The organism is Paracoccus methylarcula, assembly GCF_003007735.2.
Classification (GTDB): domain Bacteria; phylum Pseudomonadota; class Alphaproteobacteria; order Rhodobacterales; family Rhodobacteraceae; genus Paracoccus; species Paracoccus methylarcula.
The window spans coordinates 38,633-52,403 of record NZ_PXNQ02000013.1; the positions used below are offsets into that span (position 1 = coordinate 38,633).

General features: G+C 64.7%; 14 protein-coding genes and 1 pseudogene. 7 read left to right on the forward strand and 8 right to left on the reverse strand.

Translation table 11 applies throughout. The features are described 5' to 3' along the window. Window positions 1-6: 6 nt before the first annotated feature. The 4 genes from A7A09_RS18280 to A7A09_RS18295 all read left to right on the forward strand — a co-directional run bounded on the left by A7A09_RS18280 (window position 7) and on the right by A7A09_RS18295 (window position 4,592). Window positions 7-1,011 (forward strand): TRAP transporter substrate-binding protein, encoded by a 1,005-nt coding sequence (locus A7A09_RS18280; protein WP_106692728.1) that lies wholly within the window; start codon window positions 7-9, stop codon window positions 1,009-1,011. Beyond that, on the forward strand, window positions 1,008-1,502 hold the full coding sequence (locus A7A09_RS18285) for a TRAP transporter small permease (protein WP_106692729.1): 495 nt from the start codon (window positions 1,008-1,010) through the stop codon (window positions 1,500-1,502). Before A7A09_RS18280 ends, A7A09_RS18285 begins: the two co-directional genes overlap by 4 nt. Beyond that, complete coding sequence (locus A7A09_RS18290) at window positions 1,499-2,809, forward strand: TRAP transporter large permease (RefSeq protein ID WP_106692730.1); 1,311 nt, start codon at window positions 1,499-1,501, stop codon at window positions 2,807-2,809. Before A7A09_RS18285 ends, A7A09_RS18290 begins: the two co-directional genes overlap by 4 nt. A gap of 157 nt (window positions 2,810-2,966) precedes the next feature. Continuing rightward, on the forward strand, window positions 2,967-4,592 hold the full coding sequence (locus A7A09_RS18295) for a BCCT family transporter (RefSeq protein WP_106692784.1): 1,626 nt from the start codon (window positions 2,967-2,969) through the stop codon (window positions 4,590-4,592). A gap of 30 nt (window positions 4,593-4,622) precedes the next feature. Here the strand turns inward: A7A09_RS18295 and A7A09_RS18300 are convergent, their stop codons facing one another. The 5 genes from A7A09_RS18300 to rpsF all read right to left on the reverse strand — a co-directional run bounded on the left by A7A09_RS18300 (window position 4,623) and on the right by rpsF (window position 7,252). Beyond that, window positions 4,623-5,186, reverse strand: coding sequence for a retropepsin-like aspartic protease family protein (locus A7A09_RS18300; RefSeq protein ID WP_245999461.1), 564 nt, complete (start codon window positions 5,184-5,186; stop codon window positions 4,623-4,625). Beyond that, a complete protein-coding gene (locus A7A09_RS18305) occupies window positions 5,186-5,803 on the reverse strand; it encodes a MarC family protein (protein ID WP_106692731.1) in 618 nt (205 codons plus the stop codon). The genes A7A09_RS18300 and A7A09_RS18305 overlap by 1 nt, the downstream gene beginning before the upstream one ends. 238 nt (window positions 5,804-6,041) lie before the next feature. Next, window positions 6,042-6,638: a 50S ribosomal protein L9 gene (gene rplI / locus A7A09_RS18310; RefSeq protein WP_106692732.1), complete on the reverse strand. Its 597-nt coding sequence runs from the start codon at window positions 6,636-6,638 to the stop codon at window positions 6,042-6,044. A gap of 10 nt (window positions 6,639-6,648) precedes the next feature. After that, window positions 6,649-6,876: a 30S ribosomal protein S18 gene (gene rpsR / locus A7A09_RS18315; protein WP_106692733.1), complete on the reverse strand. Its 228-nt coding sequence runs from the start codon at window positions 6,874-6,876 to the stop codon at window positions 6,649-6,651. A 13-nt stretch (window positions 6,877-6,889) separates the two neighbouring features. Further along, window positions 6,890-7,252 carry a 30S ribosomal protein S6 gene (gene rpsF / locus A7A09_RS18320; RefSeq protein ID WP_106692734.1) on the reverse strand — a complete coding sequence of 121 codons (363 nt, stop codon included), beginning with the start codon at window positions 7,250-7,252 and terminating at the stop codon, window positions 6,890-6,892. 210 nt (window positions 7,253-7,462) lie between these two features. Here rpsF and prfA point away from each other — a divergent pair. From prfA to A7A09_RS21710, 3 genes and pseudogenes are all read left to right on the forward strand, one after another. Beyond that, window positions 7,463-8,514 (forward strand): annotated as a pseudogene (gene prfA, locus A7A09_RS18325) (peptide chain release factor 1). After that, a complete protein-coding gene (prmC, locus tag A7A09_RS18330; RefSeq protein ID WP_106692735.1) occupies window positions 8,511-9,362 on the forward strand; it encodes a peptide chain release factor N(5)-glutamine methyltransferase in 852 nt (283 codons plus the stop codon). The pseudogene prfA and the gene prmC overlap by 4 nt, the downstream one beginning before the upstream one ends. A gap of 254 nt (window positions 9,363-9,616) precedes the next feature. Continuing rightward, on the forward strand, window positions 9,617-10,513 hold the full coding sequence (locus tag A7A09_RS21710) for a DUF4167 domain-containing protein (RefSeq protein WP_245999462.1): 897 nt from the start codon (window positions 9,617-9,619) through the stop codon (window positions 10,511-10,513). 93 nt (window positions 10,514-10,606) lie between these two features. Here the strand turns inward: A7A09_RS21710 and rsmA are convergent, their stop codons facing one another. From rsmA to A7A09_RS18355, 3 genes are read right to left on the reverse strand one after another with little or no spacing between them, the layout of a single operon-like run. Further along, on the reverse strand, window positions 10,607-11,464 hold the full coding sequence (gene rsmA, locus A7A09_RS18345; protein ID WP_106692737.1) for a 16S rRNA (adenine(1518)-N(6)/adenine(1519)-N(6))-dimethyltransferase RsmA: 858 nt from the start codon (window positions 11,462-11,464) through the stop codon (window positions 10,607-10,609). Window positions 11,465-11,504: 40 nt separating this feature from the next. Further along, window positions 11,505-12,470 (reverse strand): 4-hydroxythreonine-4-phosphate dehydrogenase PdxA, encoded by a 966-nt coding sequence (pdxA, locus tag A7A09_RS18350; RefSeq protein ID WP_106692786.1) that lies wholly within the window; start codon window positions 12,468-12,470, stop codon window positions 11,505-11,507. A 7-nt stretch (window positions 12,471-12,477) separates the two neighbouring features. Continuing rightward, on the reverse strand, window positions 12,478-13,752 hold the full coding sequence (locus A7A09_RS18355) for a peptidylprolyl isomerase (RefSeq protein WP_106692738.1): 1,275 nt from the start codon (window positions 13,750-13,752) through the stop codon (window positions 12,478-12,480). Between the last annotated feature and the right edge of the window lie 19 nt (window positions 13,753-13,771).

The window sequence follows — 13,771 nt, forward strand, 5'->3', positions numbered from 1 at the left end:
AATGAGATGAAAACGCTTGGACTGGCATTCGCGGGGCTGCTGCTGGCCGCCGCTCCGGCATTGGCCGACGAACTGATCATGTCGTCATGGCTGCCGCCGAAACATCCCATCGTGGTGAACGCGTTCGAGCCATGGGCCGAAGAGGTCGAGGCGGTCACCGAGGGCCGGGTCACGGTGCGGATCATGGGCAAGCCCCTGGGCAGTCCTCCGGCGCATTTCGACATGGCGCGGGACGGGATCGCCGATATTACCTATGGGCTGCATTCCTTTACCGAGGATGACCGCTTCAACCGGGCCCGGCTTGGCCAGTTCAGTTTCCTTGGCGATGATGCGATCGCGAATTCGCAAGCCTACTGGGAGATTTACGGCGGCAAGCTCGACGCCGCCGAGGAACACGAGGGCACCCATCTGCTGGGGCTGTTCATGCATGGCCCCGGCCTGTTGCACAACAATATCCGCAAGATCGAGACGCCTGCCGACCTGAAAGGGCTGAAATTGCGGGTGCCGGGCGGTTACGTGGCCGATCTGGTCGAGGCATTGGGGGCAAGCCCGCTCTTCATGTCCTCGCCCGAGGTCTACGAGAAACTGTCGCGCGGGGTGATCGATGGCGTGGCCTTCACCTATGAGGCAATGACCGCCTTCAACCTGACCGACGACATCAAGTATTCGATGACGGTTCCGGGCGGCATCTATAACACCACCTGGTTCTTCGTGATCAACGAGGACAAATGGGAGAGCCTGTCCGAAGAGGACCGGGCTGCCATCGACGCCATATCCGGCGCGGCCTTCGCCGAGCGGGTGGGCAAGGCGTGGAACGACGCCGACACGGTTGCCATGGAAGAGATCGGCGACAAGGTGGATTTCTACGAGGCATCGCCCGAGGTGGTTTCGGCGCTGAAAGAGGTCGCGGGCAAGCTGGAACAGGATTGGACGGAAAGCCTGGGAGAAGGATATGACGGCGCAGCCGCCCTTGCCGAGTTCCGCGAAATGACCGGGGTGGCGCTGGAATGACCGGGCCGGTTGCCGGAACCGGGGGGCAGGGTGGATCGCGCAGCCATGCGGGCTGGTATCGCGCGTTGGCCGCCATCGCCGCCTTGCTGATCGGGTTGCTGATCCTTGTCACCTGCATCGATGTCATCGGCCGCTACCTGCTGAACCGGCCCTTTGGCGGTGCCTATGAATTGACGCAGATGCTGTTGGCGGCGCTGGTCTTCGTGGCGCTGCCGCTGACCAGCGCCGATGGCGGGCATGTCGAGGTCGACCTCGCGCTGCACCTGTTCCCGGCTTCCGTTCAGCGTCTGCTGGGGCGGCTGGCCGGGATCGTTTCTGCCGTGGCGCTGGCCTTTTTCTGCTGGCGGCTGGTGCTGATCGGGCTGGATCAGGTCGAGGACGGCACCCGCAGCGCCTCGCTGATGATCCCGATGGCGCCCTTGGCATTCCTGGCGGCGGCAAGCTGTGCCGTCTCTGCCCTCATCCTGCTCTTGCGCCGCGAGGACCCATGACGATTTCCCTGATCGCCCTTGTCATCCTGCTGGGGATGGTCTTCCTGCGGGTGCCCATCGCCTTTGCCATGTCCATCGTCGGCGGGGTGGGTTTCGCCGTCATGCGTGGCTGGCAGCCCGCCGGGGCGATGGTCGGCAATGCCGTGTTCGAGACCGGGCTGAGCTATTCCCTGTCGGTCGTGCCGCTGTTCATCTTCATGGGCAATGTGCTGGCCGGATCGGGGATCGCGCATGGGCTGTTTGCCGCCGCCGACCGGGTCTTTGGCCGGATGCGGGGCGGGCTGGCCATGGCGACGGTGCTGTCCTGCGGGGGCTTCTCGGCCGTTTGCGGGTCGTCGCTGGCGACGGCGGCGACGATGTCCAAGGTCTCGATGCCCTCGATGCGGCGTTTCGGCTATTCCGACAGCCTCGCCACCGGCGCCATCGCGGCGGGCGGCACCCTGGGGATCCTGATCCCGCCCTCGGTGGTGCTGATCATCTTCGGGCTGCTGACCGAGGCCGATATCGGCAAGCTGTTCCTTGCCGGCATCATCCCCGGCATCCTTGGCATCATCGGCTACCTGCTGGCGGTCATGGCCGCTGTCCGGCTGAAGCCCGAACTGGCGCCGGAAGTGGGGGAGGTTCACCCGCTGACCCGCCGCGATGCGGTAAGCGTTTTCGCGGTGCTGGCGCTGTTCCTGTTCATCATGGCAGGCATCTATGGCGGTTTCTTCACCCCCATCGAGGCGGCGGGGATGGGCGCGGCGGCGGCGTTGCTGATCGCTTTCGCGACCGGGGGGCTGAGCCGCCGGGCCCTGTGGACGGCCTTCCTGGACAGCGCCACGGCGTCGGCGATGATCTTCGCGATCATCATCGGAGCCGAGATTTTCAGCAATTTCATCAGCTTTGCCGGGCTTCCCGATGCGCTGAGCGGGTTTGTCGAGGATATGGGCCTGTCGGCATGGACGGTGCTGCTGATCACCGTGCTGATCTATATGGTGCTGGGCTGTTTCCTGGAAAGCCTGTCGATGATCCTGCTGACGGTTCCGGTCTTCTACCCGGTGATCTCGTCTCTCGATTTCGGGCTGGAGATCCTGCAGGATCCCGAGGCGGTGCTGATCTGGTTCGCGATCATCGTCGTCGTCGCGACCGAGATCAGCCTGATTACCCCGCCCATCGGCATGAATGTCTTCGTGCTGCGCTCGGTCCTGCCCGATGTTCCGCTATGGACGATCTTTCGCGGGGTCTGGGTGTTCTGGATCGCGGATATCCTGCGGCTTGCGCTGATCATCGGCCTGCCGGTGCTGTCGCTTTACCTGGTGACATAGGAGGGGCCGGTCCGGCCGCCGATCCTTGTCCGTCATCTTCGTTATCGTGTGAGGATATCAATACATCAATCTGTAATTGTTATGTTATTCCTGCCGGGTTGTGATGTTTGGTGTGATTGCTACACTGAACGAAACAAAATTGCGCTGGGAGGGACAGATGAACACCCCAACCGATCCGGTTCCGCCGCTGGAAGGCGCGCTGGATACCGACTTTACCATCGGCCAGGACAATATCGAAGGACAGGTCGGCCCGTTCGGCTTTGACATTCACAACCCGGTCTTTGTTGTCTCGTCGCTGACCGCGGTGCTGTTCATCCTGCTGACCCTGCTTTTCCCGGCCGCCGCGGGCGAGGTCTTCAAGGCCATTGTCGGCTTCGCGACGGGAACGCTGGACTGGTATTTCATGATCGTGGTCGATTTCTTCATCCTGTTCTGCGTGGTGCTGATCTTCACGCCCTATGGCTCGATCAGGCTGGGCGGCAAGGAGGCGCGGCCGGAATATAGCTACCTGTCCTGGTTCTCGATGCTCTTTGCCGCCGGGATCGGCATCGGGCTGCTGTTTTTCGGGGTGCTGGAGCCGGTCTATCACATGGCCGTGTCCTCGCCGCTTGGAACGCCTTCGCCATTCGGCGAGGATGGCACGATCAACGAGGCCGCGATCGAACGGGCGCGGGCCATGGGCCTTGCGGGAACCTATCTGCATTGGGGCATCCATGGCTGGGCCGTCTATGTCGTGATGGCGCTGGCGCTCGGGCTTTTCACCTATAACAAGGGGTTGCCCTTCTCGATCCGCTCGGCCTTCTACCCGATCCTCGGGGAACGGGTCTGGGGCTGGTGGGGCCATGTCATCGACATCCTCGCGGTCTTCTCGACGCTGTTCGGGCTGGCCACCTCGCTTGGGCTGGGCGCGCAGCAGGCCAATGCCGGGCTGAATTTCGTCTATGGGCTGGAGATCAGCATCACAACGCAGGTGATCGTCATCATCCTGGTGACGATGGTGGCGCTGGTCTCGGTCTGGCGCGGTCTCGATGGCGGGGTGAAGAAACTGTCCGAGATCAACATGATCATGGCGCTGCTGTTCTTTCTCTTCGTGCTGTTCGTGGGTCCGACAATGGCAGCGCTGGACGGGTTCTGGACCGGGCTTGTCACCTATGTCGAGGAATTCATCCCGCTGTCGGAACCTTTCGGCCGCACCGATGATGCCTATCGCGAGGGATGGACGGCCTTCTACTGGGCGTGGTGGGTCAGCTGGGCGCCCTTCGTGGGCATGTTCATCGCCCGGGTGTCACGGGGCCGCTCGATCCGTGAGTTCGTGATCTGCGTGCTGCTGATCCCCAGCATGACCATCTTCATCTGGATGGGCGTGTTCGGCGGCGTGGCCATCGACCAGCTATTCGCCAATCCCGATGCCAGCCTGGTCAGGGAATATGTGATCGACAATTACAGCCCCGAATTGTCGCTGTTCGGGATGCTGAACGAATTGCCCTTTACCGGGATCGTCTCGACCATCGCCATCATCCTGGCGCTGATCTTCTTTGTCACCTCGTCGGATTCCGGCTCGCTGGTGGTCGATACGATCACCGCCGGGGGCAAGACCGACGCGCCCAAGCCGCAGCGGCTGTTCTGGGCCTCGATCGAGGGGCTGATCGCCATCGTGCTGCTGATCGGCGGCGGGCTCGAAGCCTTGCAGGCCGGGGTGACCGCGACGGGGATTCCGTTCTCGGTGGTGATGCTGCTGATGTGCTACACGATCTTCCGGGCCTTGCAGAGCGAGCCGCGATAGGGCGGCGGCAATTGCTGGAGCGCCGAGGGTTCAGCGCTCCAGCACCATCAGATCGCCCTCGAAGCTGACCCGGGCGAAGCGCCGCAGATAGGACATGCCGAGAAGCGAGCCGTCCATATCGCCCCCGATCACCGTGGCGGGGACATTGCGGTCGACGATATCGCCGATGGTGAATTCCCCGATGGTGACATTGGCGGTGCGGACGATGCCATTCGCCGTCCGGGCGGTGCCGATATAGGCGAGATCGTCGGGATCGATGCCGATCCGACGCGCGTCCCCGGCGCCGAGTGCGATGGAGGTGGCGCCGGTATCGACGACGAAGCGCACCGGCGTGCCGTTCAGCTCGGCCGTCAGGTAGAAGTGATTGTCGTGGCTGACCGGGATCTCGACCCGGCCGCCGGTGATGACCTGCTGCGTGCCCCGGTCAAGCCAGAGATTCGCGGCGAAGGTGGCCCCGGCGAAGATCACGACCCAGAGCATGATCTGGCGTAGCCCCTTGCTGCCACGCCCCGACAGCTCGAACAGCAGCGCGCCGCCGATGACAAACAGAAGCAGGCCGTAATAGATCAGTTGCGCCCAATCCTCGCCCAGCATCAGAACAGCCCCGAGCCCTGCAGCCCGTCGATCACGAACTGGATCGACAGAGCCGCCAGCAGCATGCCCAGCAGGCGCGTGACCACCATCGTGCCGGTGCGCCCGAGCGCGCGGGCCAGCGGCGTGGCCAGGTGGAACAGCGCCAGCGCGATTGCCAGCACCGCCAGCATCACCAGATGCACCATCACGACATGCAGGGTGCCGCTTTCCTGCCCGACCAGCAGGATCATCGTTGCGAGCGAACCGGGACCGGCCAGAAGCGGGGTCGCCAAGGGAAAGACCGAAGGGTCGTTTTCGGGCTGGTCGTCGTTATTCTGCCCCTCGCGCCGCTCGGTCCGCCGCTCGAACAGCATGTCGAGCGCGGTCAGGAACAGCAATATCCCGCCCGCGATGCGAAAGGCGGGCAGCGAGATGCCGATCCCGGACAGGATCGCCTTGCCCGCCAGCCCGAACAGTGTCAGCAGGATCGCCGAGATGACGACGGCGCGCAGGCCGATGCGGCCCCGTTCGGCGGCGCTCATCTTCGGCGTCAGCGCGATGAAGATCGGCGCCAGCCCGACGGGATCGATGACCACGAAAAGCGTGACGAAAGCGGTGATGTAAAGCGACAGATCCATGCTCCCTTATCACCCGGCCAGTGCGGCATGCCAAGCGCAAGGATCGGGTTTGATGAATCCCGGTTTTCACCTTGTCGCGGGGCTAGTCGAGGAAGTCAGTCCCGACAGAAGCAGAGCTTCAGGGGAAAAACATCGCCGATGGGAAGGTGCAGGGGGCGGGTCAGCCAGCCACGGCCCATAAAAAAACCGCGCCGGAAAAACCGGCGCGGTCCGAAATCTCGTGGCGGAACCGGAAGGGTTACTCGCGGTTGTCCACTTCCGCGCCGTCCTCGTCCGAGGAAGCGCCGCCGATATCGTCGAACAGCTCGGCGATCTCGAACTCGGCCTCGGCATCTGCCTCGGCGGCCAGGTCCTGGATCGACTTGCCCTGGGCCTGAAGCTCGGCCTCTTCGTTCGAGCGGGCGACGTTCAGGACGATCACGGCCTCGACCTCGGGATGCAGCACGATGGTGACATCGTGCAGGCCCAGTTCCTTGATCGGCTGACCGAGAACCAGCTGCTTGCGGTCGACGGTGAAGCCGGCCTCGGTCGCGGCATCGGCCGCATCGCGGGTCGAGACGGAACCGTAAAGCGCGCCCGAATCCGATGCGGAACGGATGACCACGAAGGTCTGGCCGTTCAGCTTGTCGGCGACTTTCTGGGCTTCGGCCTTGGTTTCGGCGTTGCGCGCCTCAAGTTGGACCTTGCGCTCCTCGAATGCCTTGATGTTGGCGTCGGAGGCGCGAAGGGCCTTACCCTGGGGCAGCAGGAAGTTGCGGGCATAGCCGTGCTTGACGTTCACGACCTCGCCCATCTGACCCAGCTTGGCCACGCGTTCCAGCAGGATGACTTGCATGATATCCTCCTTACTTCACGGCATAGGGAAGCAGGGCGAGGAAGCGGGCGCGCTTGATGGCGCGGGCCAGTTCACGCTGCTTCTTGGCCGAGACGGCGGTGATGCGCGAGGGCACGATCTTGCCGCGTTCGCTGATATAGCGTTGCAGCAGACGGGTGTCCTTGTAGTCGATCGCCGGTGCGTTCTCGCCCGAGAAGGGGCAGACCTTGCGGCGGCGGAAAAACGGTTTGCTTGCCATTGCTCAGATCCTCTCAGTTCCGCTCGCGGCGTTCGCGGCGATCACCACGCTCTTCGCGCTTCTGCATCTGCACAGAGGGGCCTTCCTTGTGCTCGTCCACGCGGATGGTCATCACCCGCATCACGTCGTCATGCAGACGGGCAAGACGCTCCATCTCCTGCACGGCAGCCGAGGGCGACTCGGTGCGCAGGAAGGCGTAATGGCCCTTGCGGTTCTTGTTGATCTTGTAGGCGAGGGTGCGGACACCCCAGTATTCGTGATCCACGACCTTGCCGCCATTATCGGCGAGTACGGTCGAGAAATGTTCGATCAGCCCTTCGGCCTGCGTGTTCGACAGGTCCTGGCGGGCGATCAGCACATGCTCGTACAGAGGCATGGCGATCCTTTCATTTTCGGGCGCATTTCATAGGCGGGCCATTCCTTCCGCACCCGCCACGAGAGACTGCGCCGGTTGCATGTATCTCGGCGGAAGGATGGGGACTTATAGCGGCAGATGCTGCGAGCGCAAGGTGATTCGCGGGTCGGGCGGCGGATGACGGCGCGATGGCGCTTTACGGGCGGGCGCGGCGGGGGTAAGTCCCCCTCCATGCTGCCAGAAGACCGCCTTGTCCAGATCACCCAACGCTTCGAGTTTCTCGAGGCGCAGCTGAATGCCGGTGCCGAGCCCGCGCAGATCGCCCGGATCAGCCGCGAATATGCCGAGTTGAAACCGGTGGTCGAGCAGATCGCCCATTGGCGCACGGCGCGCGACCAGATGGCCGAGGCGCAGGCGATGCTGACAGATCCGGAAATGCGGGAGCTGGCCGAGGACGAGCTGGCGCGCCTGCGCGAGGTACTGCCCGAACTGGAGCAGAACCTGCGCATCGCCCTTTTGCCCAAGGATGCCGCCGATGCCCGCCCCGCGATCATCGAGATCCGGCCGGGCACCGGGGGAGACGAGGCCGCCCTGTTCGCAGGCGATTTGCTGGCGATGTATCGCCGTTATGCCGAGGCGCAGGGCTGGTCGTTCCAGTTGCTGGAATATAGCGAGACCGAGCTTGGCGGCGTCAAGGAGGCGGTGGCCCGGGTCGAGGGCGATGGCGTCTTCGCCCGGCTGAAATACGAATCCGGCGTGCATCGCGTACAGCGTGTGCCGGAAACCGAATCGGGTGGGCGTATCCATACCAGCGCCGCGACGGTCGCCGTGCTGCCCGAAGCCGAGGATGTCGATATCGACATCCCCGCGAATGACATCCGCATCGACACCATGCGGGCCTCGGGCGCGGGGGGGCAGCATGTGAACACCACCGACTCGGCGGTGCGGATCACCCATATTCCCACCGGCATCGTGGTCACGAGTTCCGAGAAATCGCAGCACCAGAACCGGGCCAACGCGATGGCGGTCTTGCGGGCGCGGCTTTACGATATCGAGCGGCAGCGCGCCGATGACGCGCGGGCGGCGGATCGCAAATCCCAAGTCGCAGCGGCGATCGCAGCGAGCGCATCCGCACCTATAATTTCCCGCAAGGGCGGATGACCGATCACCGGATCAACCTGACGCTTTATGCGCTGGACCGGGTCATGCAGGGCGATCTGGGCGAGATCATCGATGCGCTGATCTCGTATGATCAGGCAGCGCGGCTGGCTGCGGACGGATGAGCCGGCCGACCGGGAAAGAACTTTGCCTTGCCGCGCAGGAACGGCTTGAGGCGGCCGGGATCGAGGATGGCCATCGCGACGCCTCGCTCTTGTTCATGCATGCGCTGAACAAGGTGCTTGGCGTAGCGGTCAAGCGGCATCATCTGGCGCAGCATCTGAAAGCGGAGGTTTCGCCCGCGCTGGAGGCCGCTTTCATGCGCGCCATCGATGCCCGCGCCGCGCGCCAGCCGGTCAGCCAGATCACCGGAAGGCGGGCGTTCTGGAAACATGAATTCCGCGTGACCCGCGACACGCTGGACCCGCGCCCGGAGACGGAAACGCTGGTCGAGGCGGCGCTGGAATTGCCATGGCGCAGCGTGCTGGACATGGGCACCGGGACCGGGGCGATCCTGATTTCCCTGCTGGCGGAGCGTCCCGGATGCACGGGAACGGGAACCGACATTTCCGCGGCGGCGCTTGACGTGGCGCGCGGGAATGCCCAAGTCATTGGAGTGACCGCGCGGCTGATCGCCGCGGACTGGTATGAAGGCGTGACCGGGCGTTTTGACCTGATCGTCTCGAATCCGCCCTATATCGCGCTTGATGAAATGGCAGAACTTGCGCCCGAAGTGCGCGAGTGGGAACCAAATCGGGCATTGACGGACGGCGCGGACGGGCTGACGGCCTATCGCGCCATTGCGGCGGGGGCGGCCAACCACCTGGCGCCGGGCGGCCATGTCCTGGTCGAGATCGGTCCGACACAGGGCGCGGCGGTTGCGGCAATTTTTCGCAGGCAGGGCGCGGAGACCCGCCTGATTCCCGATCTGGATGGGCGAGACCGTGTCGTTTTGGCCCATTTCGGCAGTTGAAGGGCGGTTTTTGAGGGGAAATGGATGAAAGTCACGATTTTTCCCTTGTCATGACCCGCTTCGCATGGTTAGTCAGCGGCGTGCCGGGGCCGAAAGGCCACCGCACTGGTCAGCCTGACAATGCCGGAAACACAAGCTGCGCCTCGCGCACAGCGGCAGTGCAGGACAAGGCTGAACGGCAGGGCGCGGATTTCGCCGCGGACGCCGCCTGAAACGTTGTCCAGACCCAACTGGAACCACAGACAGACAAACTGATGAGATCATCGAAATCACGTTCGCGCAACAAGTCTAATCGCCAGCGCTCGCTGGGGAATATCGTCAATCGTGTCTTTGACAGCTCGGGTCCCGAGGGCAAGGTGCGTGGCACGCCCCAACAGATCATCGACAAATACCTGATGCTGGCGCGTGATGCGCAGCTTTCCAACGACCGCGTGGCCGAGCAGAGCTTTCTGCAGCATGCCGAGCATTACACGCGGATGCTGGGCGAGGCGCAGCGCGAGATGGCCGAGCGGCAGCAGCAATATCAGCAGCACCAGAATCACCGCCAGAATGGCGATGACGACCGCGACAATGGCGGGCGTGATCAAGGCGGGCGTGATCATGGTGGCCGCGATACCGGCAATCGCGATCAATCGCAGCGCGATTCCGGCCGCGACAACGGCTTTGCCCGCGACAATAACCCGCCGTCGCGCAATGGCCGGGACCAGGCCGAGAGCGACGTGAAGGCGCCGGTAACGGCTGCACCGGCGCAAGAGGCGGGAAAACCGCAGGCCGAGGCTCCGCAGGCGGAGAGCAAACCCGCCGATAGCGACAAGCCGGCCCCGGCACGCCGCAGCCGTTCGCGCCGCGAACCCGCAGCCGAGACGCGGGAGGAACCGAAAACCGGAAGCGCCGCCGAAACCGCAGGGCAGCAGCAACTTGGCTTGCCCGATGCGCTCGGCTCGGAGGATGAGGGCGGCGGTCTGGTCGAAACGCCCGAGGCCGGGGGCAGCAGGAAAACCCGCACCACGCGGAGCCGCGCCACCACGACGACCGGCAAGACCACGCGGACGACTACCCGCCGCAAATCGTCGGATTCTGCAAAGGCGGATACCGAGGTACCGGCCACCACCGAGGCCGAGCCGAGCGGGAATGATACCGAGAAGGGTTGATCCCGCCGGTCGCGTCCGAACAATACAACGCTTTCCGTTCCTGCCGGAAACGCCGATCTCATGAGAAATGGGCCGCTCGACGCGGCCCGTTTCTCATTCCGGGTTCCGTTTCGCGCTTTCGACCAATCGGGCGAGGGCGCAGAAATGCTCCAGATCGATCTCCTCGGCGCGCGAGGTGGGGGCGATGCCCGCCTGTTCCAGCAGCGATTCGATTTGCGGATGCAGGCCGCGCAGCGAGGCGCGCAGCATCTTGCGGCGCTGGTTGAAGGCGGCGGCGGTGACATGCGACAGGATCTTCGGATCGGCCGGGAAGCGCGGCTCGGGCAGGGCGGTGAGATGGATCACCGCGGAATGCACCTTGGGCGCGGGGACGAAGGCTTCGGGCGGCAGGGTCATCACGATCCGCGCCTCGGCCCGCCATTGCGCCAGAAGGGCGAGGCGGCCATAGGCCTTGCTGCCGGGACGCGCGGTGATCCGCTCGGCAACCTCCTTCTGGAACATCAGGGTCAGCGATTCCCAGAAGGGCGGCCAGTCGGGCGGGGTCAGCCAGCGGATCAGCAGCTCGGTGCCGATATTATAGGGCAGGTTGGCGGCGATCCGGATCGGCGGGGTCAGATGGGCCAGCGGGTCGATCTTGAGCGCGTCGTCATTGATGAGTGTCAGCCTGCCGGGATAGGCCGCCGCGATCTCGGCAAGGGCGGGCAGGGCGCGGGCATCCTTTTCGATGGCCAGCACATGGCGCGCGCCTTCGGCCAGCAACCCCCGGGTCAAGCCGCCGGGACCGGGGCCGATCTCGAGCACGTCGCATTGCGACAGATCGCCCGCCTGCCGCGCGATCTTGGCGGTCAGGTTCAAATCCAGCAGGAAATTCTGGCCAAGCTGCTTTTTCGCACGCAGATCGTGGCGGGCGATGACGTCGCGCAGGGGGGGCAGGCCGTCGATGCTGCTCATGACCGCGCCGCCGGATGGATATTTTGATGAAGAAGAAGGGTCATCCCGCCTTGTCCGCCATGTCGTGCGCCATCCGCAGGGCGGCGATGGTCGAGGCCGGGTCCGCGCGGCCCGTTCCCGCGATGTCGAAGGCGGTGCCGTGATCGGGCGAGGTCCGGATGAAGGGCAGGCCGAGCGTGACATTGACGCCCCCGGCGAAATCCAGCGTCTTGATCGGGATCAGGGCCTGGTCGTGATAGGCGCAGATCGCAGCGTCGTAGCGCGCGCGGGCAGGGGCATGGAACATCGTGTCGGCGGGCAGCGGGCCGGCAAGATCGATGCCCTCGCCGCGGAGGCGATCCAGCAGCGGGACGATACGCTCGGATTCCTCGCGCCCCATGGTGCCACCTTCACCGGCATGCGGGTTCAGGCCCGCCACGGCAAGGCGTGGTGCGGTGATACCGAAATCGCGGATCATCGCGGCATGTGTGATGCGGATCGCCTGTTCCAGCAGGTCGGAGGTCAGGGCGGCGGGCACTTCGGCCAGCGGGATATGGATGGTTGCAGGCACCACCCGGCAGGGCGGCGAAACCGAGGTCGAGGCCAGCATCATCACCACCGGCACATCCCCGGCCAGGTGGGCGAGATATTCGGTATGGCCGGGAAAGCGAAAGGACGCGCCTTCTTTCAGGGCCTGCTTGTTGATCGGCAGGGTGGTGATGGCCGCCGCTTCGCCACGCGTGACCAGATCGACAGCGCGGGCGATGACATCGATCACCCCCTGTGCATTGGCCGGATCGGGCCGTCCGGGCGTTGCTGGATGGGCGAAATCATGACGCAGCACCGGAAGATGCCCGGTGGGCACCGGATCATTCGGGGCGGCGATCTCGGTAAAGGCGGCACCTTCGGGCAGGTGGCGCGGATCGCCGATCCAGGCGTAATCGACCCCGCAGCCCAAGGCGCGGATCGCCAGTTCGGGACCGATCCCGGCCGGCTCTCCGCAGGTCAGCAGGATGCGCTTGGTCATGGTGTCGTCACGGCCTGCGGATGACCGCATCGGCGCGAAGCTCTTGCAAAAAGGCATTGGCCATCTCATTGGCCTTGCGGTTGAAGAGCTCTTCGCGGACCGCCTCGCGGGTGGGAATGCCCGAGGGATCCGGGATGGCGGCCTCGACCCCGTCCGGCGCCTCGGCACTGGTCGCGACATCCGCGCCCTCATCCGCCAGCAAGGCCGGCTGGCGCGAGCAGAGCATGACCAGGTCGGCGCTGCCATTGCCGTAATCCACCACCGCCGCCTCATCCTCGTCCAGCGAGGCGAGCCGCGTCGCGATCAGCGCCGGGATGGCGTTCTGCGAGACGGTCTGGCGATTGATCTGCGCAGAAATCCCGGCCCCGGCCTGGATATAGAGATCGTCGCAGCTGCGGGTCCGCGCCGCCAGCGAAACGGCATCGCTTGCGGATGCAAGCCGCAGGGTCATGTAGTCCAGCACCTGTTCGCGCGCGCCGGGACGCAGCGAGCCCTGGCTGTCGCGCAGCCGGAACAGGACCACCGCGCCGGGAACCTGCAGGGGCTGGGTCGTCTGCCCCGGCCGCAGGTTCAGGATCACCGGGCGCAGCGAGGGCGGGAGATTGTCGATATTCACCCAGTTCAGCCTTCCGCCCGCCTTGGCCGAATCAGAGGCCGAGTATCTGCCCGCGGCCTCGGCGAATTGCGCCTCGTTCGGATTGCTTCCCGAGATCGAATTGGCCAGCCGCATCGCTTCGTCCTCCCGACCCTCGGGGGCGGGGATGATCAGTTCGGACAGCAGCACCCGGTTGACGATCGGGGTCTCGATCTGGCGCTTCAGGGCCTGGTCGATCTCGGCATCGCTGACATTGATCTGCGGCAGGAAGCGCTGGCGGATGACTCCGCGCCACGCGACCCCGGCCCGGATGAAATCCCGGAAGACCTGGTATTCGACCCCGGCGCGCTCCAGCGCGGCGGTGAACTCGGCCGAGTTCATGTTGGCGCGGCCAGCGAATTCGTCGAGCCCCGCCTGCAGGCCCTCCTCGGTGGTCTCGATGCCCATCTGCTCGGCGGCGAACATGCGCAGGCGGTCCTGCACCAGCGCATCCTCGGCGCCCTTGGCGTCGATATCCGGAGCGCCCAGCAGCCGCATGAAGCGTTGCCGCTGATCGACCTCGTAACGGGTGATCGCCTTGTCGTTGATATACAGCACCGGCTCGAACGGGTTCTGCGCCGAGGCCGGGGCGAGTGGCCCGAAAAGCAGGCTTGCCGTGATGGCGATGCCGGAGAGAAGATGCCGCATATGCTGCCCCCAAATCATT

What these genes read in the sequence shown, in the direction of transcription:
- A7A09_RS18295 (WP_106692784.1), top strand. Translation starts at nt 2,967, where the DNA reads ATGAACACCCCAACCGATCCGGTTCCGCCGCTGGAAGGCGCGCTGGAT.
- A7A09_RS18300 (WP_245999461.1), bottom strand. Translation starts at nt 5,186, where the DNA reads ATGCTGGGCGAGGATTGGGCGCAACTGATCTATTACGGCCTGCTTCTG.
- A7A09_RS18305 (WP_106692731.1), bottom strand. Translation starts at nt 5,803, where the DNA reads ATGGATCTGTCGCTTTACATCACCGCTTTCGTCACGCTTTTCGTGGTC.
- rplI (WP_106692732.1), bottom strand. Translation starts at nt 6,638, where the DNA reads ATGCAAGTCATCCTGCTGGAACGCGTGGCCAAGCTGGGTCAGATGGGC.
- rpsF (WP_106692734.1), bottom strand. Translation starts at nt 7,252, where the DNA reads ATGCCTCTGTACGAGCATGTGCTGATCGCCCGCCAGGACCTGTCGAAC.
- prmC (WP_106692735.1), top strand. Translation starts at nt 8,511, where the DNA reads ATGAGCCGGCCGACCGGGAAAGAACTTTGCCTTGCCGCGCAGGAACGG.
- rpsR (WP_106692733.1), bottom strand. Translation starts at nt 6,876, where the DNA reads ATGGCAAGCAAACCGTTTTTCCGCCGCCGCAAGGTCTGCCCCTTCTCG.
- A7A09_RS18285 (WP_106692729.1), top strand. Translation starts at nt 1,008, where the DNA reads ATGACCGGGCCGGTTGCCGGAACCGGGGGGCAGGGTGGATCGCGCAGC.
- pdxA (WP_106692786.1), bottom strand. Translation starts at nt 12,470, where the DNA reads ATGACCAAGCGCATCCTGCTGACCTGCGGAGAGCCGGCCGGGATCGGT.
- A7A09_RS21710 (WP_245999462.1), top strand. Translation starts at nt 9,617, where the DNA reads ATGAGATCATCGAAATCACGTTCGCGCAACAAGTCTAATCGCCAGCGC.
- A7A09_RS18355 (WP_106692738.1), bottom strand. Translation starts at nt 13,752, where the DNA reads ATGCGGCATCTTCTCTCCGGCATCGCCATCACGGCAAGCCTGCTTTTC.
- A7A09_RS18280 (WP_106692728.1), top strand. Translation starts at nt 7, where the DNA reads ATGAAAACGCTTGGACTGGCATTCGCGGGGCTGCTGCTGGCCGCCGCT.
- A7A09_RS18290 (WP_106692730.1), top strand. Translation starts at nt 1,499, where the DNA reads ATGACGATTTCCCTGATCGCCCTTGTCATCCTGCTGGGGATGGTCTTC.
- rsmA (WP_106692737.1), bottom strand. Translation starts at nt 11,464, where the DNA reads ATGAGCAGCATCGACGGCCTGCCCCCCCTGCGCGACGTCATCGCCCGC.